The organism is Saprospiraceae bacterium, assembly GCA_016715965.1.
In the GTDB taxonomy this organism is placed as follows: domain Bacteria; phylum Bacteroidota; class Bacteroidia; order Chitinophagales; family Saprospiraceae; genus Vicinibacter.
In genome coordinates, this window is the sequence record JADJXG010000001.1 from 428,521 (window position 1) to 452,247 (window position 23,727).

The 23,727-nt window shown below is 40.4% G+C and carries 13 protein-coding genes; 6 read left to right on the plus strand and 7 right to left on the minus strand.

The annotated features are described in order from the left end of the window. Positions 1–202: 202 nt before the first annotated feature. Both IPM48_01575 and IPM48_01580 read left to right on the plus strand, forming a co-directional pair. The gene (locus IPM48_01575) at positions 203–502 is read left to right on the plus strand and encodes a transposase (protein ID MBK9270261.1); all 300 of its coding nucleotides are present in this window, start codon (positions 203–205) and stop codon (positions 500–502) included. Then, a complete protein-coding gene (locus tag IPM48_01580) occupies positions 499–1,389 on the plus strand; it encodes an IS3 family transposase (protein MBK9270262.1) in 891 nt (296 codons plus the stop codon). Before IPM48_01575 ends, IPM48_01580 begins: the two co-directional genes overlap by 4 nt. A 197-nt stretch (positions 1,390–1,586) precedes the next feature. Here IPM48_01580 and IPM48_01585 read toward each other — a convergent pair whose 3' ends face one another. The 4 genes from IPM48_01585 to IPM48_01600 all read right to left on the minus strand — a co-directional run bounded on the left by IPM48_01585 (position 1,587) and on the right by IPM48_01600 (position 10,346). Continuing rightward, positions 1,587–2,258, minus strand: a complete 672-nt coding sequence (locus tag IPM48_01585; protein ID MBK9270263.1) for a hypothetical protein — start codon at positions 2,256–2,258, stop codon at positions 1,587–1,589. Positions 2,259–2,705: 447 nt separating this feature from the next. Further along, on the minus strand, positions 2,706–4,592 hold the full coding sequence (locus IPM48_01590; GenBank protein MBK9270264.1) for a cation-translocating P-type ATPase: 1,887 nt from the start codon (positions 4,590–4,592) through the stop codon (positions 2,706–2,708). Positions 4,593–4,692: 100 nt separating this feature from the next. Continuing rightward, the gene (locus IPM48_01595) at positions 4,693–5,973 is read right to left on the minus strand and encodes an efflux RND transporter periplasmic adaptor subunit (GenBank protein ID MBK9270265.1); all 1,281 of its coding nucleotides are present in this window, start codon (positions 5,971–5,973) and stop codon (positions 4,693–4,695) included. Positions 5,974–5,984: 11 nt separating this feature from the next. Continuing rightward, a complete protein-coding gene (locus IPM48_01600; protein MBK9270266.1) occupies positions 5,985–10,346 on the minus strand; it encodes a CusA/CzcA family heavy metal efflux RND transporter in 4,362 nt (1,453 codons plus the stop codon). A gap of 1,128 nt (positions 10,347–11,474) precedes the next feature. On the opposite strand from IPM48_01600, the gene IPM48_01605 reads away from it, so the two are divergent. From IPM48_01605 to IPM48_01620, 4 genes are read left to right on the plus strand one after another with little or no spacing between them, the layout of a single operon-like run. Beyond that, positions 11,475–12,083: a TetR/AcrR family transcriptional regulator gene (locus IPM48_01605; GenBank protein MBK9270267.1), complete on the plus strand. Its 609-nt coding sequence runs from the start codon at positions 11,475–11,477 to the stop codon at positions 12,081–12,083. Between the two features lie 41 nt (positions 12,084–12,124). After that, positions 12,125–13,441, plus strand: coding sequence for a TolC family protein (locus IPM48_01610; protein MBK9270268.1), 1,317 nt, complete (start codon positions 12,125–12,127; stop codon positions 13,439–13,441). A gap of 43 nt (positions 13,442–13,484) precedes the next feature. Then, complete coding sequence (locus IPM48_01615; protein ID MBK9270269.1) at positions 13,485–14,534, plus strand: efflux RND transporter periplasmic adaptor subunit; 1,050 nt, start codon at positions 13,485–13,487, stop codon at positions 14,532–14,534. A gap of 31 nt (positions 14,535–14,565) precedes the next feature. After that, positions 14,566–17,646 (plus strand): efflux RND transporter permease subunit, encoded by a 3,081-nt coding sequence (locus IPM48_01620; protein ID MBK9270270.1) that lies wholly within the window; start codon positions 14,566–14,568, stop codon positions 17,644–17,646. Here the strand turns inward: IPM48_01620 and IPM48_01625 are convergent. Genes IPM48_01625 through IPM48_01635 form a run of 3 tightly spaced genes read right to left on the minus strand, consistent with a single transcriptional unit; the run spans position 17,627 to position 23,712 of the window. Further along, complete coding sequence (locus tag IPM48_01625) at positions 17,627–18,535, minus strand: hypothetical protein (protein ID MBK9270271.1); 909 nt, start codon at positions 18,533–18,535, stop codon at positions 17,627–17,629. The genes IPM48_01620 and IPM48_01625 overlap by 20 nt on opposite strands. A gap of 3 nt (positions 18,536–18,538) precedes the next feature. Further along, complete coding sequence (locus tag IPM48_01630; GenBank protein MBK9270272.1) at positions 18,539–19,177, minus strand: O-methyltransferase; 639 nt, start codon at positions 19,175–19,177, stop codon at positions 18,539–18,541. Positions 19,178–19,206: 29 nt separating this feature from the next. Further along, positions 19,207–23,712: a gliding motility-associated C-terminal domain-containing protein gene (locus IPM48_01635; protein MBK9270273.1), complete on the minus strand. Its 4,506-nt coding sequence runs from the start codon at positions 23,710–23,712 to the stop codon at positions 19,207–19,209. Positions 23,713–23,727: the final 15 nt, after the last annotated feature.

A 23,727-nucleotide genomic window follows, 5' to 3' on the forward strand; every position in this document is an offset into this window, starting at 1 on the left:
GAAATATGAATCTTTTAAGCGGCATGATCGCAAGTACAATGTTGCATGCGGTTACTTTATATGTTTACCATTTACCCACATTCTAAATTTATTTTTGCTTGCAAATAATTCGTTAGAGTTTTTAAATGCAACTTTACTAGATTTTCCGTCTAACTGAAGTGGTCCAAGAAAATGGTACACAAATCTAACTTAAATTTGTGTTATGGATCAATCAAAGACAAACAATCGGAGGAGGAGGTACGATACCGAGTTTAAGCTTAATGCCATTCATTTGCTCGAATCCGGGAGGAACGCTAGCGAATTAGCTGATTCTCTTGGCGTTAGTAAGCAAATGCTTTACAATTGGCGTAGTCAAATCAGGATTACCAGGAATGCTTCCGTCCAGCCAGGAACAAATAATCCTTATACTGAACTTGAACAGCTCCGTAAGAAATTAAGGGATGTTGAAATGGAAAGGGATATTTTAAAAAAAGCCTTGAACATTTTCAGCCGGCAGACATGAAACCAAAAGCTGAATTTATCCAGAGTCTAAGCGGTGTGTATCCTACTAACAAGCTTTGCAAGATGATGAATATTCCAAGGAATACTTTGTATCATTTTATCCACAGGAGGGATTCTCCCACTAAACATTTGGGATTAAGAGACCGAATAAAATCCGTATTTGACTCTCATATGAATAGGTATGGAAGTCGTAGAATTAAAATGGAATTAGCCGTAAAATATTCAAAAAATGTTAGCCGCCATTTGATTCGCAAATGTATGAAGGAACAAAATTTGAAAGCAATCCAGCCAAAGAGTTTTGTTCCAAAAACAACTGATTCCACCGGGACCAAATTTCCTGCACCCAATTTACTTCTTGATTTTGGAAAGGCGCAAAAACCAAATGAAGTATGGGTTGGTGACATTACCTACATTCCTTTAAAGAATGGCCAATGGGCCTATCTTTCAACTTGGATTGATACTTATTTGCATAAAGTAGTGGGCTGGGATGTTCAGACTCATATGAGAAGCGAACTGGTTATTTCAGCCTTCAATAAAGCAAAACTGAAATGCATCCAAAATAAATTAAGTGTGATTGTCCATTCTGACCGAGGAACGCAGTACTCTAGTAAAGATTTCAAAAATGCCATTAAAGGAAATAGACAAAGTATGACTCGCAAAAACGAAGTTTATGACAACGCAATTGCCGAATCATTTTTCTCAAGGCTCAAATGCGAATGCATTAGAGGTACTGTATTTGATGATTTGGATCAATTAAGATTCACTCTGTTTGAATACATAGATGGCTATTACAACACAATCAGAAGGCATTCATCCATTCAATACTATACACCCTTAGAATTTGAAAATATTTATTATTCGAAAAATCAATTCACTCATTGCAACTAATATGGAAACAAAACATGACTTTGCATTTTTACCCTTAGACGAGGACCAAGCTTATTGCGGACAAAATGTCAAGAGTTCCGCCGACCTCTTTATTCTGTATTCTTCCGGCGGAACTCGACTTGCTCTTGACATTTTGGGAGCAATGCTTATCTTTGTCGCAGGGGTAAAATGTGTACTAATTTTATTTTTTAACTAAATTAGATCAGTGTCCCATTTATTGGTACCATGTCAAACAAATGTTTAATCAAATAGGTTTGAACAAATTGAGAGGCTTCAGCTCCATGTATACTTTGAAACGGAGCAATAAAGTCAATACATTTGTTTGATTGAGAAATATTATGTCCAAAGTTTTTGTATCCAGTTTTACAACACAAGGAAATAATATGCTTTGGAGGGCAACTACTCTTATCAAAAGTATCTCTAAGCTCTGTTGCTTCAATTTCATCACTTACCGCAAATGTTATTCCGTTTTGCGAACCATGCCCGATTAATATTAAATACGAATAGCTACAAGAATAGTAATCCCATAATTTTTCAAATTCTTCAAATGATCTACAAAATAATGATAATATGCAATCATCTGGCAAAAGCAATCTAGAAAATTGCAATACTGATTTTCGCAAAGGTTCCAATAATGTGCTTTCGGAAGCAATGTCTCCAATAGTAATAATTATGATACCAGTATTAGTATGTGCACAAGAACTCCCAAAGTATTCAGATTCTTCTCCATATGGTAAACTTACTTTAATAGATTTTTTTCTTGTATGAGTTACATTTGTACGGTATAATGAATATGGCCAGTCTTTTAATTTATCTATTTTGGAAGCTGGCACAAAGACTTCATCATTTTTCCTGAATTTATTTGACATACTGTGTATTTAATCGCTGGTAACGTTTTGCAGCTACCCGAAGGTGGCGATTTTCGCACCAACTTTCATTCGGAGAACTACCGTTCAAATATACACAAAACTGTCCTACGAAGCACGTCACAGCCACTTTTGGGTAGGTGCTGTTATAGCCAGTGGTTCTGTCCTTCGAGTTATTGTCCACCTTGACTTTCAGCGATTTTAAAAGTCCGTTTACTTGTCCCTAAAAACGATTTATTGTCTGTCGGCTATGAGCGGTCGGGAAAGATTTAATTTTTGCGAAGCGAGTGAATTTTACTGTCTTACCGTGCGGTTGATTTTGGCATAGCTTTTTGTTTGCAGGTCGGATTTAGCTCTTTGCCGCCCGCAGGAACGAGGACGGCAATGTGCTAAAAGTGTGTAGGCACAAAAAGTATGACAAAAAGAAGCGTTGGCTTTATTTGTTCTATTTTACTCTTTGAAATTCATTAATCTCAAACTTGTCAAAATTACGATTAGCGTTACCCCAACGTCTGCTGCTATTGCGAAAACTAAGTTGCTGTAACCAATAAACGCAAGAGTTATAAAAATCAGTTTGACTGCTATTGCTCCAATAGTGTTGAATTTTATTCTTTGTAGCGTTTTTTTGCTTAAACGAATAAGAAATGGAATAAGTGAAAGTTTATCGTTCATCAATGCAATGTTTGCTGTTTCTATGGCGGTGTCGCTTCCTGCTGCTCCCATTGCTATCCCTACGGTGGATTGTGCTAATGCTGGTGCATCGTTTATTCCGTCACCTACCATTGCCACTTTTCCGTATTGCTGCAAAAGTTCTTTGATTTTTTCAGCTTTGTTTTCGGGCAACATATTTCCGAATATTTTTTTAATACCTACTTGCTCTGCTACATAGAGTGCTGCCTTTTCGTTGTCGCCTGTAAGCATAATGGGCTCAATGTTCAGAATTTCCAATACTTTTAATGCTGCTGAACTGTCGGGTTTTATTTCGTCCATTAATCCTATAATTCCTGCTACTCCGTTACCGAAACTTACCACCACACTCGTTTTTCCTTGTGCTGAAAGCTCCGCAACAATTTTTTCTGCTTCACTGTCTGTGTGTTGATGTTCTTTAATGAAATCCAACTTGCCTACATAAATTGTTTCGTCCTCACATACCAAACATTTTGCGGTTGCTCCTTTTCCCATCACACTTTGGAACGCCTCTGTTTTGTGTGGTTCAAAACCTTCTTTGCGGCTTGTGTCAACTATAGCTTGTGCCAACGGATGCTCAGAAAATATTTCTGCTCCTGCGGTGCAAGCCAGCAATTCTTCACGACTTGTTCCGTTTAATGGAATTACATCACTGACAATTGGATTGCCGTAAGTGATGGTTCGTGTTTTGTCTAATGCGATGGCTTTAATGTTTGCCAATACTTCCAAATATTTTCCTCCTTTAACCAAAGCTCCTTTAGCTGATGCGTTACCGATAGCAGCATAAATGGCAACAGGTGTTGAGATGACCAATGCACACGGACAAGCAATGACTAAAAGTGTTATTGCCTGTTGCAGCCAATGACTAAGGTCTAAGTGCAGAATAAAAACAGGAATGATAAACAAAAAAACAGCAAGTGCAAGCATTACAGGTGTATAATACTTTGCAAATTGCTGAATGAATTTTTGTGTTTCACTTTTATTGGCAGCCGCTTCAAAAGTGAGGCGAACGATTTTTGAGAAGGTGGTGTCCATAGAAAGTTTGGTTGTTTCCATTTCTATGAAACCATTTTTATTGAGAGTTCCCGCAAAAAGATTGTCGCCTGTGTGTTTGTCTTTTGGGATGGGTTCGCCTGTGATGGCAGCTTCGTCAACACTGGTTTCTCCCGAAATAATCTTACCGTCAAGCGGAATCATTTCACCGGGTTTTACCTGAATGATGGTTCCTACTGCAATTTTATCAATAGGAATTGTGGAGTTCTGTGATTTTACAAAAGCGGTCTTGGGTGCTTTGCTCACTAATTCATCTAAGGCAGATTTTGAATTTTCTATTCCAATATCTTCTAATCTTTCTCCCAATACATATAACACAACCAAAACGGCTGCTTCGGGAAATTCTTTTAGATAGAATGCACCGATTACTGCTATCAGCATAAGCAAATTGATATTGCTGAACTGTAACTTGAAGATGGCCTTTACTCCATTCCATAAAACTTTATAGCCAATACCTAAAATAAAGGCTGCAAAAATAAATGGAGCATAAGGCATAGGTATGTTAATGCCTATGATGGATAAAACTTCTAATGCAACCACAATGGCGATTGCGAAAAGAAGAAAAAGAAATTTTTTATCGTTGAATGGTAATTTCATTGTTTTTGAGTTTTAATATGGTGGGCGAGAGGTCTTGATAATGAAAATCCTCTGTGATGTGAAGAAAAAGAAATCAAGCCTCCGCCCATATATGTTTTAGTTAATGTTCATGCCCTTCGCCTTGATTGGTCATTTTAGCCATAATGAAAAATGCTCCGTTTACCACCACTTTACTATTGGCAGGTATTTCTTTAAGTAACGTTATTTCGCTGTAACCAACGTCCGTTGTTCCCTTGCGAATAGGAATTTTTTCAAAAGTTATTCCTTCTTCCTGATGTTCATGCTCCGCTTGTTCTTCTTCGTGTTTGTGTCCGTGCTCATCATGTTTATGTTCTTCTAAGGCTTCCCCATGTTCGTGATGTTCTTCTTCGGTATGAGCATCTGTAACAATAAAAATATAGTCTTGCCCTTCGTGGTTTACAATGGCATTGGTCGGAACGGCATCAACTGTAGCATTTTCCAAACTTACGAGAGCGGTAATGCTCATTCCGTCAATTAAGCCCTGCTTATCGCCTTTTACATTGGCATGAACGGCAACTGTTTTGGTATTGGGTTCAAAGGTGTTGCTAACAGCATAGACTTCCGCATCATATTCCTTACCGGGATTGTTGGTAAGTGTGAAATGAATAATTTGTCCGACTTTTAACTTCGGCAAATCTTTTTCATACACATATAAGTCAAGATGAAGCTGACTGTTGTCCACAATGTCGGCAATGGGTTTGTTGGCATCTACATAACTTCCAAGATTTACATAAATGTTGCTGATAATTCCATTAATAGGGCTTTTAACACTGATAACGGATTGGATATTTTCACTTGTAAGAGTAGCAGAGTTAATTCCGAGCAATTCCAACTGTTTTTTAAGGCTTGCTCTTTGGGCTTTCAAGGCATTTAATTCACTCTCCGCTTCCTGTAGTTTCTTTACGGATGTTGCATTACCTTGTTGGAGTTCCTTTTGTCGGTTGTACTCAATCTCTGCCAATATCAACTTGGAAGAAATCGTTAAAAACTCTTCCTGCATGGTAATGAAATTGGTATTGGAAAGGGTTGCCAATACCTGCCCTTTGATTACAGTATTTCCCTGCTGAATAGGAAGTATGCTAACTACTCCACCGAATAGCGAGGTTACACTTGCCTGATTGTTATTCGGAACACGTAAAAGTCCGTTCAATTTCAATGTGGCTGTAAGCTGCTTTTTTTCAATACTTCCGTATTCAATACCGATGGATTTTATTTGTTCTTCGGTAAGGGTTGCTGTACTGGAATTTTCGTGTTCGTCATGGTGTTCGGTTTCTTCTCCATGATTTTCTGTTTTATTTCCTGTGCAGGATGCCAACATGATGGATGTGGCTAATGCTGCGATATATAATATGTGTTTCATTGTTCTAAATTTTATTTACTGATTAAGAAATTAATGTTTACGACTGCCTGATTAAGTTGATTTACGGTTTGCAAATAAGTCAATTGTATGTCGGTGGCAGTTTGTAAAGCCGATAAATACTCAATGTACCCAATATCGCCACTATTAAAGCCGAGTGTTGCCGTGCTGATAATCGTTTCAACATTGGGCAAAGCAATCGTTATAAAGTAATTGTACTGCGACAGGTATTGATTGTATTGCTGAAAGGCATTTTGCAGATGGGTTTGTAGGTTCAACTTTTCGCTTTCTGCTTCTTTTTGCAATGCCTGGTATTTGTAATCCATTGATTTTATTTTTGAAGCATTACTGAAAAATGTCAGCGGAATGGAAACACCTACGCTGAACCCGTCAAAACGGTCATTTGCTCCAAAAAATACATCCGTTCCGTTCACCGTTTGTGTTCCGATTAAGGATTGGTTGAAATATCCCACCGTAAAGTCTGGCAAAGAGGAAGCCGTTTCTACTTTTTTAAGTTGTTCGGCTATAACGGCTTGTTGATACAACAATTTCAAAGAAGGATTATTGGCGATTAATGAGGTGTCTAATGACAAACTCAATGTAATGGGCTGATAATTTAACTCCCCTTTTATAGTGAATTGTTCATTGGTATTCATCAACGTTTGCAGTGATACATAGGCAGTATTTATTTCCCTTTCTGTTTGTTGTAACAAAAGTGAAATCTGTCCTCTTTTGGTCTCTGCCGTTGTTTTTTCAAGTAAACCCGTTTCGCCTGTCTTGTATCGCAATTCGGCTGCACTTACAAAATCACTGTACAAACTATCTAAAGCCAATAACTTTCTCTTAACCTGCTCCAAATATTGCAACTGGTAATACCAGTATTGTACCTGTGCTTTTATTTCATTTTCCGTTACCTGTTGCTGTAATTGACTTCCCTGCAATTCTGCCTTGTACAAATTGGATTTAGCGGAAAAATAAGTCGGAAACGGAATGGTCTGAGAGAGCTGAAATGCCCTGTCATTCTGAATACTGTTGTACTGCCCGAATTGAAAATTCACATCCGTTTTTGGCAATTCGAATACCGACTTTTTCAAAGTGGTGGAAGATTGAACATTCAGTTGTTGCGATTGAATTTCCAGGTTGTTCTGTAAAGCCGTAGCAATGGCTTCATCAAGTTCTATCGTTTTTGTGGTATCGGTTTGGGCTTTAGCCGTAGCAAATGAGCACAAGGCAAAAACCAAAATACTTGCTGTTTTTATGTTTCTTTTAACTCTAATCTTGGTTGAAAACAACAGGTACAGCAAGGGCAAAACAAATAAGGTGAGGAAGGTAGCCGTTACCAAACCACCAATCACTACCGTTGCTAAAGGTCTCTGTACTTCGGCTCCTGCACTTTGAGAAAGGGCCATTGGTAAAAATCCCAATGAGGCTACCGTAGCGGTCATTAACACGGGTCGCAAACGGATTTTAGTTCCTTCTTTTATTCTTTGAAGAATATCCGTCATTCCTTCTTTTTGCAGGTTATTGAAAGTTCCGATAAGTACAATTCCATTCAGAACCGCCACACCAAACAATGCTATAAAACCAACTCCTGCCGAAATACTGAAAGGCATATCCCGAATAAGCAAGGCAAATACACCGCCAATAGCCGCCATAGGTATAGCCGTAAAAATGAGTGTTGCCTGTTTGAATGAAGAAAAAGTAAAATAGAGCAACAGAAAAATCAATGCCAACGCTACCGGAACGGCAATCATCAAACGTGCAGATGCCGCTCTAAGGTTTTCAAATGTACCACCGTAGGTATAATAATAACCTTCGGGCAGTTTTACATTTTTGACAAGTTGTCTTTCAATATCTTCTACCACACTTTCAACGTCTCTGCCTTGTACATTAAATCCGATGACTATCCTACGTTTTCCATCTTCACGGCTTATTTGTGCCGGACCCAGTTCCATTTTTATTTCGGCTACCTGCGATAAAGGAATTTGGGTTCCGTTGGAAGCAGGGACATATAAATGGCTCACGTCTTCAATGTTGTTGCGATGCGTACTATCCAAACGAACCACCAAATCGAATCTGCGTTCGTTTTCATATACCACACCTGCACTTCCACCTGCAAAGGCAGTGCTGATAACATGATTAATATCTTCGATGGAAACGCCATTGGTGGCAATTTGTGTTCGATTGTATCTGATTACAATCTGTGGAAGTCCCGCCACCCTTTCCACCATTGGTTCTGTGGCTCCTTCAACCGTTTGAATGATTTGAGAAACTTTGTTGGCATAAGTCAAGAGTGTATCCATGTTTTCACCAAAAATTTTCACAGCAACATCCTGCCGAATACCTGTCATTAGTTCGTTGAAACGCATTTGTATAGGTTGATTTTTTTCAAAGAATACTCCCGGAATTATATTCAACTCTTCTTCCATTTCCTCCGCCAGTTGCTCATAGGTAATGTCTCTTTTCCATTCAGAGGGCTGTTTTAGAATAATCATCAGGTCAGTAGCTTCCGGAGGCATGGGGTCAGTTGGTACTTCTGCCGCTCCGGTTTTGCCCACCACCATTTTTACTTCATCAAACTCTTTTAGAATCCGTGAAGCTTGCATGGAGGTTTCCAAACTTTGCGACAAGGAAGAACCTTGAGGAAGAATACAATGAAATGCAAAATCACCTTCCTGAAGGGTAGGAATAAACTCACCGCCCATTCGGGAAAAGAGGAAAATGGAAACTGCAAAAATTGCTAGTGTTGCGGCAATAACACCTGTTTTAAAACGAATGGCTTTATCCAGTAACGGAGCATAGATTTTCTGTAAGCGCTTCATCATTCGGTCACTGATGTTTAATTTGTGTGATTCCTTTTTAGAAAGAAATTGTGCACACATCATAGGAATGTATGTGAAAGACAAAATCAACGCTCCCAAAATGGCAAACGAAACCGTTTGAGCCATAGGGGTAAACATTTTACCTTCAATACCTACAAGGGTCAGGATAGGAATGTAAACAATGAGAATAATGATTTCTCCAAAAGCAGCACTTTTACGGATTTTAGTTGCCGATTCAAGCACTTCTTTATCCATTTCCTGTTGAGTTAGTTTGCCAAACCCTTTACGCAAGCCCAAATGGTGCATAGTGGCTTCAACGATAATGACAGCTCCGTCCACAATCAAACCAAAATCAATGGCTCCCAAACTCATCAGGTTGGCACTAACGCCAAAAACGTTCATCATGCCCAAAGCAAACAGCATGGATAACGGAATGGCAGAAGCCACTATTAACCCGGCACGGAAGTTTCCAAGAAACAACACTAAGACAAAAATCACAATCAACGCTCCTTCTATCAGGTTTTTTTCAACGGTTGATATGGCACGGTTTACCAAATCGGTTCTATCCAAATACGGTTCAATAACTACGTCATCAGGAAGCGATTTTTGAATGATTTTCATTTTTTCTTTGACACGGCTTACCACTTCTGCACTGTTTTCTCCTTTCAGCATCATTACCACACCACCCACTGCGTCCACTTCTCCGTTGTATGTCATGGCTCCGTAGCGAACAGCATTGCCAAAGCGAACCTCTGCCACATCTTTAATCAAAATAGGAATACCCCTTGCGTTAGTTTTTACTACAATGTTGTTGATGTCGTCAAAGGAGCTTACCAAGCCAATTCCCCTAATAAAATAGGCATTGGGTTTTTTGTCAATGTATGCACCACCTGTGTTTTCGTTATTCTTTTCGAGAGCATTAAAAATTTCGGTAATGGTTACTCCCATGGAGAAAAGTCGGTCAGGATTTACAGCGACTTCATATTGTTTGAGCAGACCACCAAAGCTGTTTACCTCTGCAACACCGGGAGTACCATATAGTTGTCGGGCTACAATCCAGTCTTGCATGGTTCGCAAGTCCATAGCATTGTATTTATGCTCGCTTCCCTTTTTGGGGTGGATGATGTACTGATACACTTCACCCAAACCGGTACTGACCGGAGCCAGTTCTGGTGTGCCAATACCTTTTGGAATTTTGCTTTCGGCTTCTTTCAGTCGCTCGTTTATTAACTGTCGGGCAAAGTAGATGTCCACCTTTTCGTCAAAAACAACTGTAATTACCGATAGTCCAAAACGTGAAATACTCCGCAACTCTTCAAGGTCGGGAAGGTTGGCTATACTTTGCTCGATTGGAAAAGTTACCAGTTGTTCCACCTCCTGACCTGCAAGGGTAGGGCAAACGGTAATAATTTGTACCTGATTGTTGGTAATGTCAGGCAAGGCATCTATTGGCAGTTTTCCGGCACTCCAAATGCCCCAAATAATGAGTGCCAGGGTCATCAGTGCTATGACCAGCTTATTTTTTATGCTGTACGCAATTATTTTATCTATCATGTGAATCAGTTTAATGAATAATACAAAAGCAGACGTGAGTTTCAATAACTCAGTCCGTTGTTTGTTCCGTTGTGGAAACGGAGCATCAAAAATTCATTAACTGATTTTGGGCGGTTGCCAGATTTTAGAGAAAGCTCCTGAAACGAAAGAGGCTTTATAAATGGAAAGGTTTTTAGACGGATATTGTACGTGTGAGGGAAGCGATACAAAAAAATCAGGCGCAGTTACCGAATGTCCGCAACAGGCACAAATGCAAAAAGGAGAGCAATTTTCAGTATCTCTATCATGATCCGATTGGTCGGTATTTGCGAAAGTAGATTGGTCTGAACCCTGATATTTACAGTCATCTTTGTCGCTGCATGGCATAACTGCCAGAGCGAAGAAATAAAAACTGAATATGAGTGCAAAAACTTTCACGGGGGCAAATATAGGAATTTTAGGTTAAAAAGCCGAAACAATGTCTAAAAATAGCAGATTGTTGCTTTCGGGGTGAATTGAGCGATGGCAGAATTTTTTGGCACGTGTTTTTGCTCTGTGGGTTGGGTTTAGCTCTTTTGCAGGTGGTGCGAAGCAAGTTTTTAAAATGCGTAATTTTTCTACGCATTTTAAAAACTAACCTGCAAATGTGCTAAACGAAGCGTTTGGCAAAAACCGTGACAAAAAATTGCGGGTAGGATTGTTTCTTTTTTCCTCTTTTTAGGTGCGGTGGGGCAAAAATTAAATCTTTCTTGGGTCGGGGTCGGTCTGCGTGTCGCCAGTTTTTCTGTCTACCATAACGGTATTTGGTCTGTCCTGTTAAAAATTGCACAGTCATTTTCAATGTTGCACGGTCGTCCTACCATTGGCTATAACTTACTTATATCCGCAACAAAAATATATTTTAATTGGACATTTATCTCAACCAGGGAGGGTATTCTCCTCCAATTGGAAAAATCCATTGGTCTGAGTCTTATCAAATGGAAATGAAGAAATACCATCCAGACCAATAGATATCTAGAGCCAATAGGAATAGCAATTGTATTATATAACTGTTTTAATGTATTTTATACATTATAATAATAAATATGTATTCATCAAAGCAACAAAATATGAACACTGTTCATTATCTTTGCGGTGTTAATTTAGATCATGGGAATTTCGGAAAGAAAGGAAAGGGAGAAACTGGAGCTCAGGGAGCTGATCCTCCTCAAAGCCAAGGAGATGTTTCTAAAACATGGATATGACAAGCTCAGCATCCGCAAGATCGCCTCTGCCGTCGAATACAGCCCTGCCACCATCTATCTCTATTTCCAGGACAAAGACGAGATCATGCATGAGCTGATGAACATGGGCTTTGGTCTGATGGGAAAAGAACTCGCTGAGGCCACCCACGAAACTGATCCCGTCAAACGCATTCATCTGATTGGACGGGGCTATGTACAGTTTGGCATCAAAAATCCGGACTGGTATGAATTGATGTTTCACTCAGAAAAACCGATCAAGCATTTAGAACGCTGTGATCAGGACTGGGGACATGGACTCAGCTTGTTTGATTTTTTAATTTCCTGTTGCAATGAAGCCATCCTTGACAAAAGAAGCAAGGCCAAGGATCCCGAGTTGCTGGCCCTTCAGTTGTGGAGTCTGGTGCACGGTATGGTGTCCCTTTCCCTTGCTCAGAGGCTCCAGATTGTCTGCAGCAGTGAGGATGATCTGATTTTCAAAGTGCTGGATACCAGCATTGATACTTTGTTTGAATAGTTTTTTTTATGCAATTAATAAACGGTGTTAATTTAATAATCATGCGTCATATTTTAATCTTATTGCTGTGGTTTGTTTATACAGAACCTCTTCCATTGTCTGCACAGAGCCTGGACGAATTGATTCAAATTTCCTGGAAGCACAGTTCCTTGCTCCGCGAAAAAGAATTCAAACTTGCCAGACTCGAATCCCAATTAAAAGAGGCCAAAGCCCTGTACATGCCGAGTGCTTCCATTGGTAGTCAGTACACCCTTGCGGCAGGTGGTAGATCGATCGATTTGCCCATCGGAGATCTGATCAATCCCATCCACCAAAAACTCAATGAGATCATTGGAAACCCACAGTTTCCCAATCTGCAGAATGTAAAAACCAATTTTTTTCCCAACAATTTTTACGACGCCCATTTAAGAATACAGCAAGCCATCTACCAATCAGATATTGGTATCGCAGGGTCCATAAAAAAAGAAGAAATTAAAATTCAGGAATCAGACATACAGGCTTCCAAAAGAATTCTGGCCAAAGAAGTCACTGAGACCTGCATCCAATTGGCCAGTCTGGAAGAGCATTTAAAAATAATAGAACGCGCCCAACAATCCCTTTTGATGGCCAAAAGAAATACGGAGAGTCTCCAAAGAAATGGTTTAGTGACGGGCACGGCCACCCTTCGCATCGAAGCCGAAATCGCCAATCTGGAAACCAAGAAGACTGAAATTACAATGAATATGGATCAGTCCAGCCTTTATCTTCAATACTTAACCGGATTGCAGCGAGTTGATAAGATCCAATTCGAACATTTGCCGGACATCCAAAATCAAGCCATAAGCCCGCGCGAAGAAATTGTCCAACTTCAATCGGGCATTAAGATTCAGGAGCATGTCTATAAAAAAGAAAAACAATTCTACCAGCCAAAAATTGGCGTGCTGGCTGATTTTGGTTCACAAGATTTCAATTTCAAATGGAATCCTTATGTATTGATCGGGCTGAACCTAGAATGGAATTTTTATAATGGAGGTCGTCTGAAGCAAAGAAAATTGCAAAGTGAGCATGCCATCCATGCTTTAGAAAGTCAATTAAAAGCGGTACAAGATCAATTGGATTTACAAAATGAGCTGGCTAAAATTCAACTGAACAGTAAGATAGCGCAGGCCAAGAATTATGAGGTCAGGATTGCCTCTGCAGAAAAAATCAAAACAGAGGCCTTCAAAAAATACAACGAAGGTAGTCTCGGATATTTAGAACTGCTGGACGCTCAAAATCTATGGTTGAATATCCAATCAGATTACCAAATCGCAAGGTTTAATGCCTGGTTCAGTTGGGCAGATTACCAATACAAAAATGCATCCTACCCCATCCAATAAAATTCCAATCCTTTAAAAAATTACGAATCTTCAAATCTTATCCATGATGAAATACTATCCTTACCTGTTTATCATTCTACTGTTTGGCTCCCTTTGGGCCTGCACGCAAAAAACGGAAACAGCTGATGTTCCGAAATCAAACCCCAACATCACCAGGGTTAAAACTGCTCCGGTCATTCGAACAGACAGCTTAGGTTCGATTCAACTCCTGGGGATACTAAGTAGTGAGTCTGAGGTAAAACCATCCTTTAAAATAGGAGGTGTGGTGCAATCTGTCCAATTTAAAGAAGGGGATTTTGTAAAAAAAGGACAAGTTCTCGCCAGCCTTGATCAAACAGAAATTGATGCGCAACTGCAGCAAGCCAAGTTGGCTTATGAAAAAGCCGATCGGGATTTGAAACGCGTCAGCAATTTATTGGAAGACAGTGTAAGTACATTGGAGCAATATCAGAACTCGAAATCTGCGTTCGAATTTGCCCAACAAAACTTACAAATTGCCAAATTCAATCGAAAATATTCTGCCGTCTTTGCACCAATCAGTGGACAGATCGTCAAAAAATTGATCCATCCGGGTGAGCTCGTAGGTCCCGGTCAGATGGTCTGCATGCTATTGGGTACAGAACAAAACCAATGGCTGGTAAAAGGCGGTTTGGCCGAACGCGACTGGGCAAAAGTAGAAGCAGGAGATAAGGTCGAACTCAGAATAGAATCCTGGCCGGATCAAATCATTTTTGCAAATCTAGGATACAAAGCCTCCGCAAGCACCAATCCCAATGGCACTTTTGATATTTCCATCCCCCTCAACAAACTTCCATTTAAACCTGCTTCCGGAATGGTGGTCGAATGTCAAATTTTTCCAAAAAAGAAAGAAAATCGAATTCTGGTACCCATTGAATCACTTGTAAACATCAATGGACCCAGCGCATCCCTGTTCATAGCGGAAAATCAGCGCGCGAAAAAAATAAACATCCGTCTCTTGAGAATTATCAGTGACCAGGCAGAAATCTCTGGAATAGATACAAATATTACCCAAGTGATCACACTTGGTTCCAGTTATATGGAAGACGGCGATTTAATAGAGGTCATTCAATAATTTTCCACTCAGGAAATTCAAATTTAGCAAAATGTCATTCAACGAGTTTTTTGTAAAAAGACATCAATTCACCCTGGTTTTGTTTCTTGCCTTACTGTTGTTGGGCGTAAATTCTCTGATCAACATGCCACGTTCGGAGGATCCTCCCTTTGGAGCACCTATTTTTTCCATTGTATCGATCTATCCCGGCGCAAGTCCGAAGGACATGGAAGAATTGATCGCTGATCCCATCGAAGAAGAAATTTACAAACTGGGTGATATTAAAAAAATAAACACGAGCATTGGGGATGGTTTGATGATCTCTTTGGCTGAATTCAACTACGGTGTCGATGTGGATGCCAAGAACAATGACATCACCCGAGAGATGAATAAAATCAGACCTGATCTACCGGAAGGTCTGATCGAACTTTCTGTAAAAAGAGCTGCATCCAGCGATGTGTCGATCCTTCAGACCGCATTGATTTCTGAAGTGGCATCCTATCAGGAAATGGAGGAATACGCAGATCTCTTAAAGAGAGACATTGAGCGAATCAAAGAAATAAAATTTGTAGAAATACAAGCATTGCCAAAATCCGAAATTCAGGTTGAATTAAATTTGGAGAGAATGGCTCAGTTGAGTTTAGGACTCGATCAGGTATTGGGAATGATTGAAGCAAACAATGTGAATATTCCTGCAGGTTCGATTCATCTAGGAAATAAAAAATACAATGTAAAGGTCAATTCGCCGATCGAAAATATGGATGAGCTCAAAAAAACAATCATCCGAACCAATGCTCAGGCCAGACCTATTTATTTGGAAGATATTGCTCAGATTTCTGAAAAAGTAGAAACAAACAATCATCATGCAAGATTTAATGGCAAAAGAGCCATATGGGTAGTCACCGCGATGAAAGACAAACAAAACATCATTCAGGTTCGCAATAAACTAGAAAAGGTATTTACCAAATTTAAATCCAGTCTGCCAAATACCATCCAATTGGAACATGCATTTGATCAGGAGAAAGGAGTGCGGCACAGACTCGCAGGTTTGGGAATTGATTTTTTGATTGCGATACTTTTGGTCATGTTGACCTTATTGCCATTGGGAACCAGGGCCTCCATTGTGGTGATGATTTCTATACCGTTGTCACTGAGCATAGGTTTGTTTCTGCTGGATCTGATGGGATACACCCTCAATCAACTGAGTATTGTTGGAATGGTCATTGCGCTTGGACTTTTGGTGGATGACAGTATTGTGGTGGTCGAAAATATAGAGAGATACATGCGAAAAGGTCTCAAGCCAAAAGTTGCGGCCATCACAGCGACCAATCACATCATGGTTGCTGTCATCGGTTGCACCGCAGCTCTTTTGCTTGCATTTCTTCCCATCGCCAATTTACCGGAGGGATCCGGAGATTTCATTCGCTCTCTACCCATGGCAGTGATGATGACGGTTCTCGCTTCTCTGTTTGTAAGCCTTAGCATTATCCCATTTCTATCCAGTATTATTTTAAAATCAAACGGACATGGAGAATTGGAACAATCGAATTGGTTTTACCGCGCATTCAAAAATTATCTCAACAATCCCTATCAAAAACTCTTGCGTTGGTGCATGATGCATCCGGTCTGGACTTTATCTCTGGCAGGATTGTTGTTTGCTGCATCTTTCACATTGGTACCCAAATTGGGATTCAGTTTGTTTCCTGCTTCTGAAAAACCAATCCTGATCATTGATTTGGAAACAGAACACGACAGCAATTTAGAACACACGGATAAAATAGCCAGAAATATTGAGCAATATTTGTTGGCAAAAAAGGAGGTGGTGCGATTGGCGAGCAATGTGGGGAAGGGAAATCCAAGAATTTACTACAACGAATTTCAATCTCAACTCGATGATCAGCTTGCCCAGATGGTGGTATTTCTGGAAGATGAAACGGAAGTACCTGAAATCATAAGTATCGCAGAACAATTGCGTTCAGAGCTGAGTGCCATCGCCGGTGCAAAAATTAAGGTTCGTCGATTCGAACAGGGTCCGCCGATTACCGCTCCCATTGAAATGCGAATCATCGGAAAAAATCTTGATAGTTTGGAATATTTTGCGGCTGAAGTTGAAAAAATAATCCAGCAAACGGATGGTTGCATTTATGTGTCCAATGATTTAAAATTTAAAAAATCAGATCTCCGTTTGAAAATCAACAAACAAAAAGCAGGCTTATATGGTGTGCCTACTGCAGAGCTGGCAAAGACGATCCGACTTGCCATCGAAGGATTGGATGTTAGCACCATACAGGATAAAAATGATGACGAAATGAATATTCTGGTCACCATGAAAAAGTCCTCCTCAAACCCCATTCAACAATTGGAACAAGTTTATATTAGTTCGCTGAGCGGCGCCTTGGTTCCATTAAAATCCATTGTGGATATTGAAATGAAAACCAGTGCCACCGTGATCAATCATTACAACAAGGAACGATACAGTTCGGTCAGTTCATTTGTCGGTCAGGGATACAATACAGATCAACTCACTGATCAAATTATAGAAAGAATTCAAAATGAAATTAAACTACCGGAGGGTTACCATCTTTTGGCTGCCGGTGAGCGCATGTCCAGAGAAGAATCCTTTGGTGGCATAGGCACCATTATTATTCTTGCCGTTTTTGGTTTGCTGGCAATATTGATATTAGAATTCAGAACTTTTAAGTCCACAATGATTGTTTTGAGTGTAATACCAATGGGTGTGATTGGTGCATTCCTGGCTTTGTATTTTGGAAATGAGACTTTGTCATTTGTGGCTACGATTGGTATGATTGCGTTGGCTGGAATTGAAATAAAAAATTCCATTCTGATGGTAGACTACACCAATCAGCTAAGAGAAAAAGGGATTGGACTTTATGAAGCCGTGATGGATGGCGCTGAAACTCGATTTCTACCCATCTTTTTAACTTCACTAACAGCCATCGGCGGAATGATTCCATTGGTCATGGAAAAATCACCACTCATCAGTCCTCTGGCCCTGGTGTTAATTGGAGGTTTGATCAGCTCTACCCTTTTGAGTAGATTGGTCACTCCTGTCCTTTACTATTTAATTCCTCCAAAAATCGAAGTCCAGGACACTAGTAAATCCACTTTTTAAGTAAATCCTTTAGGGTACAAAACCAATGTTGGTTCCAACTGACTTCGAAATAGGCTTCTGTCGCGGGTCCAAATCCCTGGTAAAATTGTTTGACACCTTCCAAATCCGAACCTTCAAAATCAAAGACCCGATGTGAATTTTTAAATTGTTGGAGGACGGTATGAAGAATGCCGTACATGGCAATCTTCTTCTTCCCTTCTATACTGCTCAGTGACATTAAATTGACGATCCGATAACCATTGTCAGAAAGAAGACACAATGATATAATCTCGTTTTTTTGATTGCGGGCTGCCACGACAAAACCTTTCTGTCTTGAGAACAATTCTGTGGATAATTTTTGCAAAGCGTTTCGGTTGAGACCTTCAATGGCAGCATTTTGTTTTTGAAACTGATCAATCCAATTTAAGAATTCAGGTTTACTGACTGAAAAATCAATCGAAATATGATTGGACAAACTTTTTTTCACCCTCCTTTTGTGATGTGAACTATACATCTCTTCATTCTCCAATCTATAGTGTTCCAGATCAACCACCAGATTGGTTCTTCTCTGTGTATCAGGAATAAAATAATTGAGACAATACTTTCCGCAATTAAATTGGTCCGCGAGACTTGCCATGAACTTTTCAATCATGGCTTGGTCCGGGACTTCACTCCCTATAAAACGGTGTTGCTGCGTAAAAGGCGCCCGGCAGGCCGTTTTCATCGCCCAATTTTTTTTATAGCTGACCGGTATTCGAATGTCTTTTCCTGAAAGAAAAAATGCACCCCATTGATCAGAAACTACCTCAAGGTACCAGGACAAAGCTTCCAGACGGTAGTCCGGATTCAGAACGATTTTTTGATCCCATTCCTCCCAATCGATCTCATCAGAATTTTTCCAAATCCACATGAATTATTTCTTTATGGCCACAGAAATGCCATCTCTGATGGGGAGAATTACCACATCCCAATTTTCACTGTTTCTTAAATACTGATTGTATTGATCGATGATCAGGGTGTCTTTATCTTTGTTTTCCTGGACTACCTTTCCATACCACAAGACATTGTCAGAAATTAAAACAGATCCAGAAGGCATCATGGGCTCCAGTACTTTCAGATAATCCAGGTACTCTTTTTTAGATCCATCGACAAAAGCAAGATCCACTTTCCAATTTTTAGTTGGAAGCAGTTTCAGTGCACTGCCTTTGATAAAATCAATTTTATTGCAGAGTACCAGGTTTTCCTGAAGTCTTTTAATGATTTCATCATAGCTATCATCTACCTCAAAAGTATACAGCCGACCCATAGGGCTCAGTCCTTCTGCAAGACACATTGCACTATATCCCGTGAAAGTTCCGATCTCCACAATGGTATCCGGTTTTTTCAAACGAGAAAGCAGACTTAAAAATCGTCCCTGAACTGCTCCGCTGAGCATTTGTGGAAGCATGGTTTGTAAATGGGTTTTGCGTTCAAGTTCCGTAAGATAATCAGGTACTGAAGAAAGATGTGTATCACAATAGCGCAATATATCCAATGACAAACCTTCTAACATATTCTGTATTTTAAAATGGAGATCAAATCTCAGCGAATGAGCGAAATCTCTCCAAAAAATGTACGGATCTCTTCCCCAACCAACACTTCCACCATGTACACATATACTCCCGGCATCAGATCCTGACCTTGAAATCTTCCATCCCATCCAGATACCGGTACATTCACCGGAAAATTTTTATTCTCGAAAACCTTTGCACCCCATCGGTCATAAACGGCCATTTGTCGAACCATCATCTGATCAGACTCTGATACCGGGTAAAAGTATTCGTGGATATTGTCCCCATTTGGAGAAAATGCATTGGGAAAAAATACTTCAGAATCCCTGATTATTTTTACGAGAATTTGAAGAATTTCCACACAACCATTTTCATCCGTCACCTGAACGGAAATAAGCTGTTCCTCGGTAGCAGTTAAAACAGGATTGAGGCAATCGGAACAGCTCAATTGGTTGGAGGGGCTCCACAAAATGGATTGGATGGCTCCTCCGCTTTTGATCATAAGTTGTAAGGTCGAACTTTCCCCTTCCAGCAAGGTAATCTCTGGAATTAAATCCAATTGCAAACCTATACTGGAATCAATTTGCACCTGAGAGCTGTACTCACATCCATTTCTATCCCTTATCCTGACCGGATAAATTCCTTTTGGCAGGTTGCTAAAAATATTTTGCGTACTATAATTCATTCCGTCATCGATGGAATATTCAAATCCCGGGCTTCCGCCGGTAATTTGACCAATCACAATGGAGCCTGTCGTAAAAATGCATCCTATGTCTGTTTTATTGATCACAGCATTGCGGATTCTGGAAGTATCCTCCACGATTTCGATGGAACGTGTGACGCTGCATCTGTTTCTTGAGAAAGTCAGAGTAGCCGTGTATAAGCCGGGAATGGTCGTGCTAAATTGGGGTAAACCATAGGTAAAACCATTGGGTCCTGTCCATTGGATTCTGAATCCCTGAGAATTGGTTACTGCGATGACCGGGGCAGAATTTCTCTTACAATTGATTGTGTCGGCCAATAATAACAAATCCGGCTCGGAAGTATCGGCTACAATTCGAATCGTTCTGATGAGCTGACAATTGGCCCTGTTGGTAACTGTCACAGTATAATCTCCAGGAATGTTTGTATCCGGATTCTTTTCTAAGCTGGAAAATCCATTTGGTCCAGACCAGCTAAAATCTAAATCCGTCTCCAGGGTCAACAGAGGAAGTTTTAAATTTCTTCTTTCACAATTCATCGTATCGTCCATGATCATCACATCCGGAAGACTCCGCAAATCTTTTATAAAAATTGAGTCTGTGAACGAACAGCCAAACTGATTGGTGATGGTAAACACATAAAATCCTTCTGCAAGTACGGTGGCAGTATCCTGTTGGATAGATATTCCTGCTGGACCACTGAATTGCAAAACGTCGGTTGAAGAAATTCCGCCTATTTTAATTTTTGCATTGTTTCGGGCGCAGGTAAGTGAATCAATTTGAAACAAGGAAATCATAGGTGGACTTCCAAATTGATAAATTCGCAAACTACGCATCGCTTCACATCCATTGGGATCAATTATTTTTAAGGTGTAAACTCCGGAATCTGAAACCATGGGATTGGGATTGGTGGAGCTGAATCCACCGGGCCCTGTCCACTCATACCGCACGCCCTGCGTATTTGAACCTCCCTGCAATATCAAAGATGTTTTATCACAAGTCAAAGTGTCATCTTTTGTAAAGATGTCGGGCAATACATCTTTCTGAAAAACAAAGATGGAGTCCGTCTTGATGCATCCATTCTGGCCAATCATTTGGAGATAATACCACCCACCCACTGTAACAGAGGTTCTTAACTGGTCCGAACTAAATCCGCCTGGACCAAACCAATTGAAATCAACACCGGGATCAATCGAGTTTATTCTGATTTCAGCATTCGAAGTACAGCTAATGGTATCTGCTTCAAGGGTGGCGGAAGGAAGTGTTTTGTCTTCTGAAATTAAAACCGCTTCAGTGGCTTCGCAACCATTGGACTTCGTGATGCGCAATATATAAAGCCCGGGAATGAAAATAGGTGGATCGATTACATTGGACATGAATCCACCAGGACCTGTCCAGTTGAAATCAATGATGTCAAGATCAGTTTGAACAAAAGGAAAGATCATATTTTTTTTGCAGGTGAGCGTATCGTTTCTCAATTCGAGTTGTGGAACTGCTTTATTTTCATAAATCAACACTGATCCTGAGCGCGGACATCCGTTTTTACCAATGACTACAACTGTGTATTCGCCCGGCAAATTAACTTCGGGATTTGCCAGGGTGGAACTAAATCCCGCTGGCCCTCTCCAATCATAATTCAGAGTGGTATCCGGATTCACCTGCAGGATTATTTTATCCAATAAACAAGTAAGTGTGTCTGAAAATACATTTACCTGAGGTGTGTCAATGTCCTGAAAAACTTGAATGATTTCTGCATTCAAACAACCATTCGGCAATTTTACAATCAATGTATAATCTCCGGGAGAACTTACCTGAATGTTGGAATTGTTGCCCAAAGGACCCGAAGGACCCGTCCATTCAAACACAGCATCTGCACTGCTGCTTGACCCCTGGAGGGAAATAAAGGGTCGGTTGCAATCCAATGTATCGGCAGGCCCAATCACGATGTCAGGTGTCGCAAAATCTGCGGCAATGTAAACGGAATCAAATCCCACACATCCATCCTTGGTCACCAATGAAATAAAATACCATCCGGAATCTTTTACCATCACCCGTTTGTCATTGGAAGAAAAACCATTGGGTCCATTCCATAGTACGGTACCGCTTGTGTCGGTCGTATATCGAATTAAAATTTCAGGATGATTGCAATTCAGGGTATCACTGGAAAAAGAAACCGGCACATTGGTTTTGAAGTTGAAAACAAAAAATGAATCCTCTGCAAAACATCCCAATGAATCTCTCACCAAAAGTTTGTACCATCCTGTATCTTTTGCAACAACGTCGGAAGTTCTTACTTTGGCACCGCTTGGTAAGGTCCATTCAAACTCTGGTCTGGCGCTGACAGAAGCTCCTTTCAGGAAGACAGAATCCTGACCGCAGCGTATGGTATCTCCGGCAATCGATAGATCCACATCTGTCCGATTGTCCTCTACAATTAGTTTGATCGTGGACTTACAACCGTAATCATCGGTTGCTGTCACCTCATATTCACCTGGCTCGCGAATGTTGCGGTCTACTGCTCTGGAACTCGTGTATCCATTGGGTCCTGTCCATTCAAAAGTCACGTTTGGGTTGGTGGACCTTGCTTCGATACTGCCTACAGGATTCTTACAATCTATGTTGCTCTTCAATGTGGACAAGTTGGGTGGAGTTACATTTCCAGTCACTGTCACGCTGACTTCTTTCTCACAGCCAAACTCTCCGATTACTTTAAGTTTATACGTGCCGGGTGCATCAATCACCGGATTTCGGGTTTTATCTCCGCTGATTATTCTTCCGTTGGTGGTGGTCCACTGATAGCTAATGTTTGGCCCAGAGGAAGATCCGGAAGCATCAAGTGTCATTGGCCTGTTGGAGCAGCCAATCTCATCAGGCATGCTGATGTCTGCTTCCAACTCGTAAACGGTGACCGTCACCTCGTCTTTTTCCTCACAGCACTCAATCACCACAATATCATCAATGGCACAAAGACTAAAACCTCCTGTTCCTCCTGTATTGTCAAAACAAAAATTGGCTGAACCTGAAGCACCAGAGTTCCATGTAAAATTGCCTTCAGCTTCCATACACAGACCACTCTCTGCGGGAACTGATCCTACGTCAGCACCGTTTATGCGAAGTCGGATTACCGGTGGACTTCCAAGAATATAAGGAATTCCAAATACTTTAAAGCTAATTTTGTAATCTGTATTTGGTGTGACGGCTAATGTTTGGCAAAGAATGTTTGTACCCGGTCCTGTAGGTGAAATAACCAGTGCAAAACTCCCAATATTGGGATTGCAACCAAAGGCAGTGGCTATTTGAGGCACACTCATGACCATATATCCGCCTGTACTCATTACAAGGGTATTGGGATTTGTGTGCAAGGTATAGGAAGAGGTGGAAGGGGCGATAGAACCTGATTCAAACCCACCATTGACAAACCGATTGGGTGACATTCCTCTTGCAGTTAGTGTATAAGTCGTGGTAGAGGAAGGATTGGCGATGGGATTTAAGACATCCGGATTGCTCAATCCGTCAGCAGGTTCCCAGGAATAACTGCTAAATCCTCCGTTGACCATACCGCTTAGGTTTTTGCCGATACCTGCACAAATGGTAATATCAGGACCAGCATTGACCGTTATGTTGCAACCGTTGGACATGCTTGATAAAAAAGTAAGACCAGGCAAAATTTTGGAAGGATGATTTATCTGGGCCTGCACCTCTGCAAAAAATAAAAATCCAATTACCCATAAAACCAATTCCCTTTTTTTCATCAAGATGTTTCCTTGCTCTTTTATCCATTGATTTTTACCAAACAATACCCTCATATTACTCCAATCGGTTTTGCAAATCATCATTTATTGTGTTTCTCC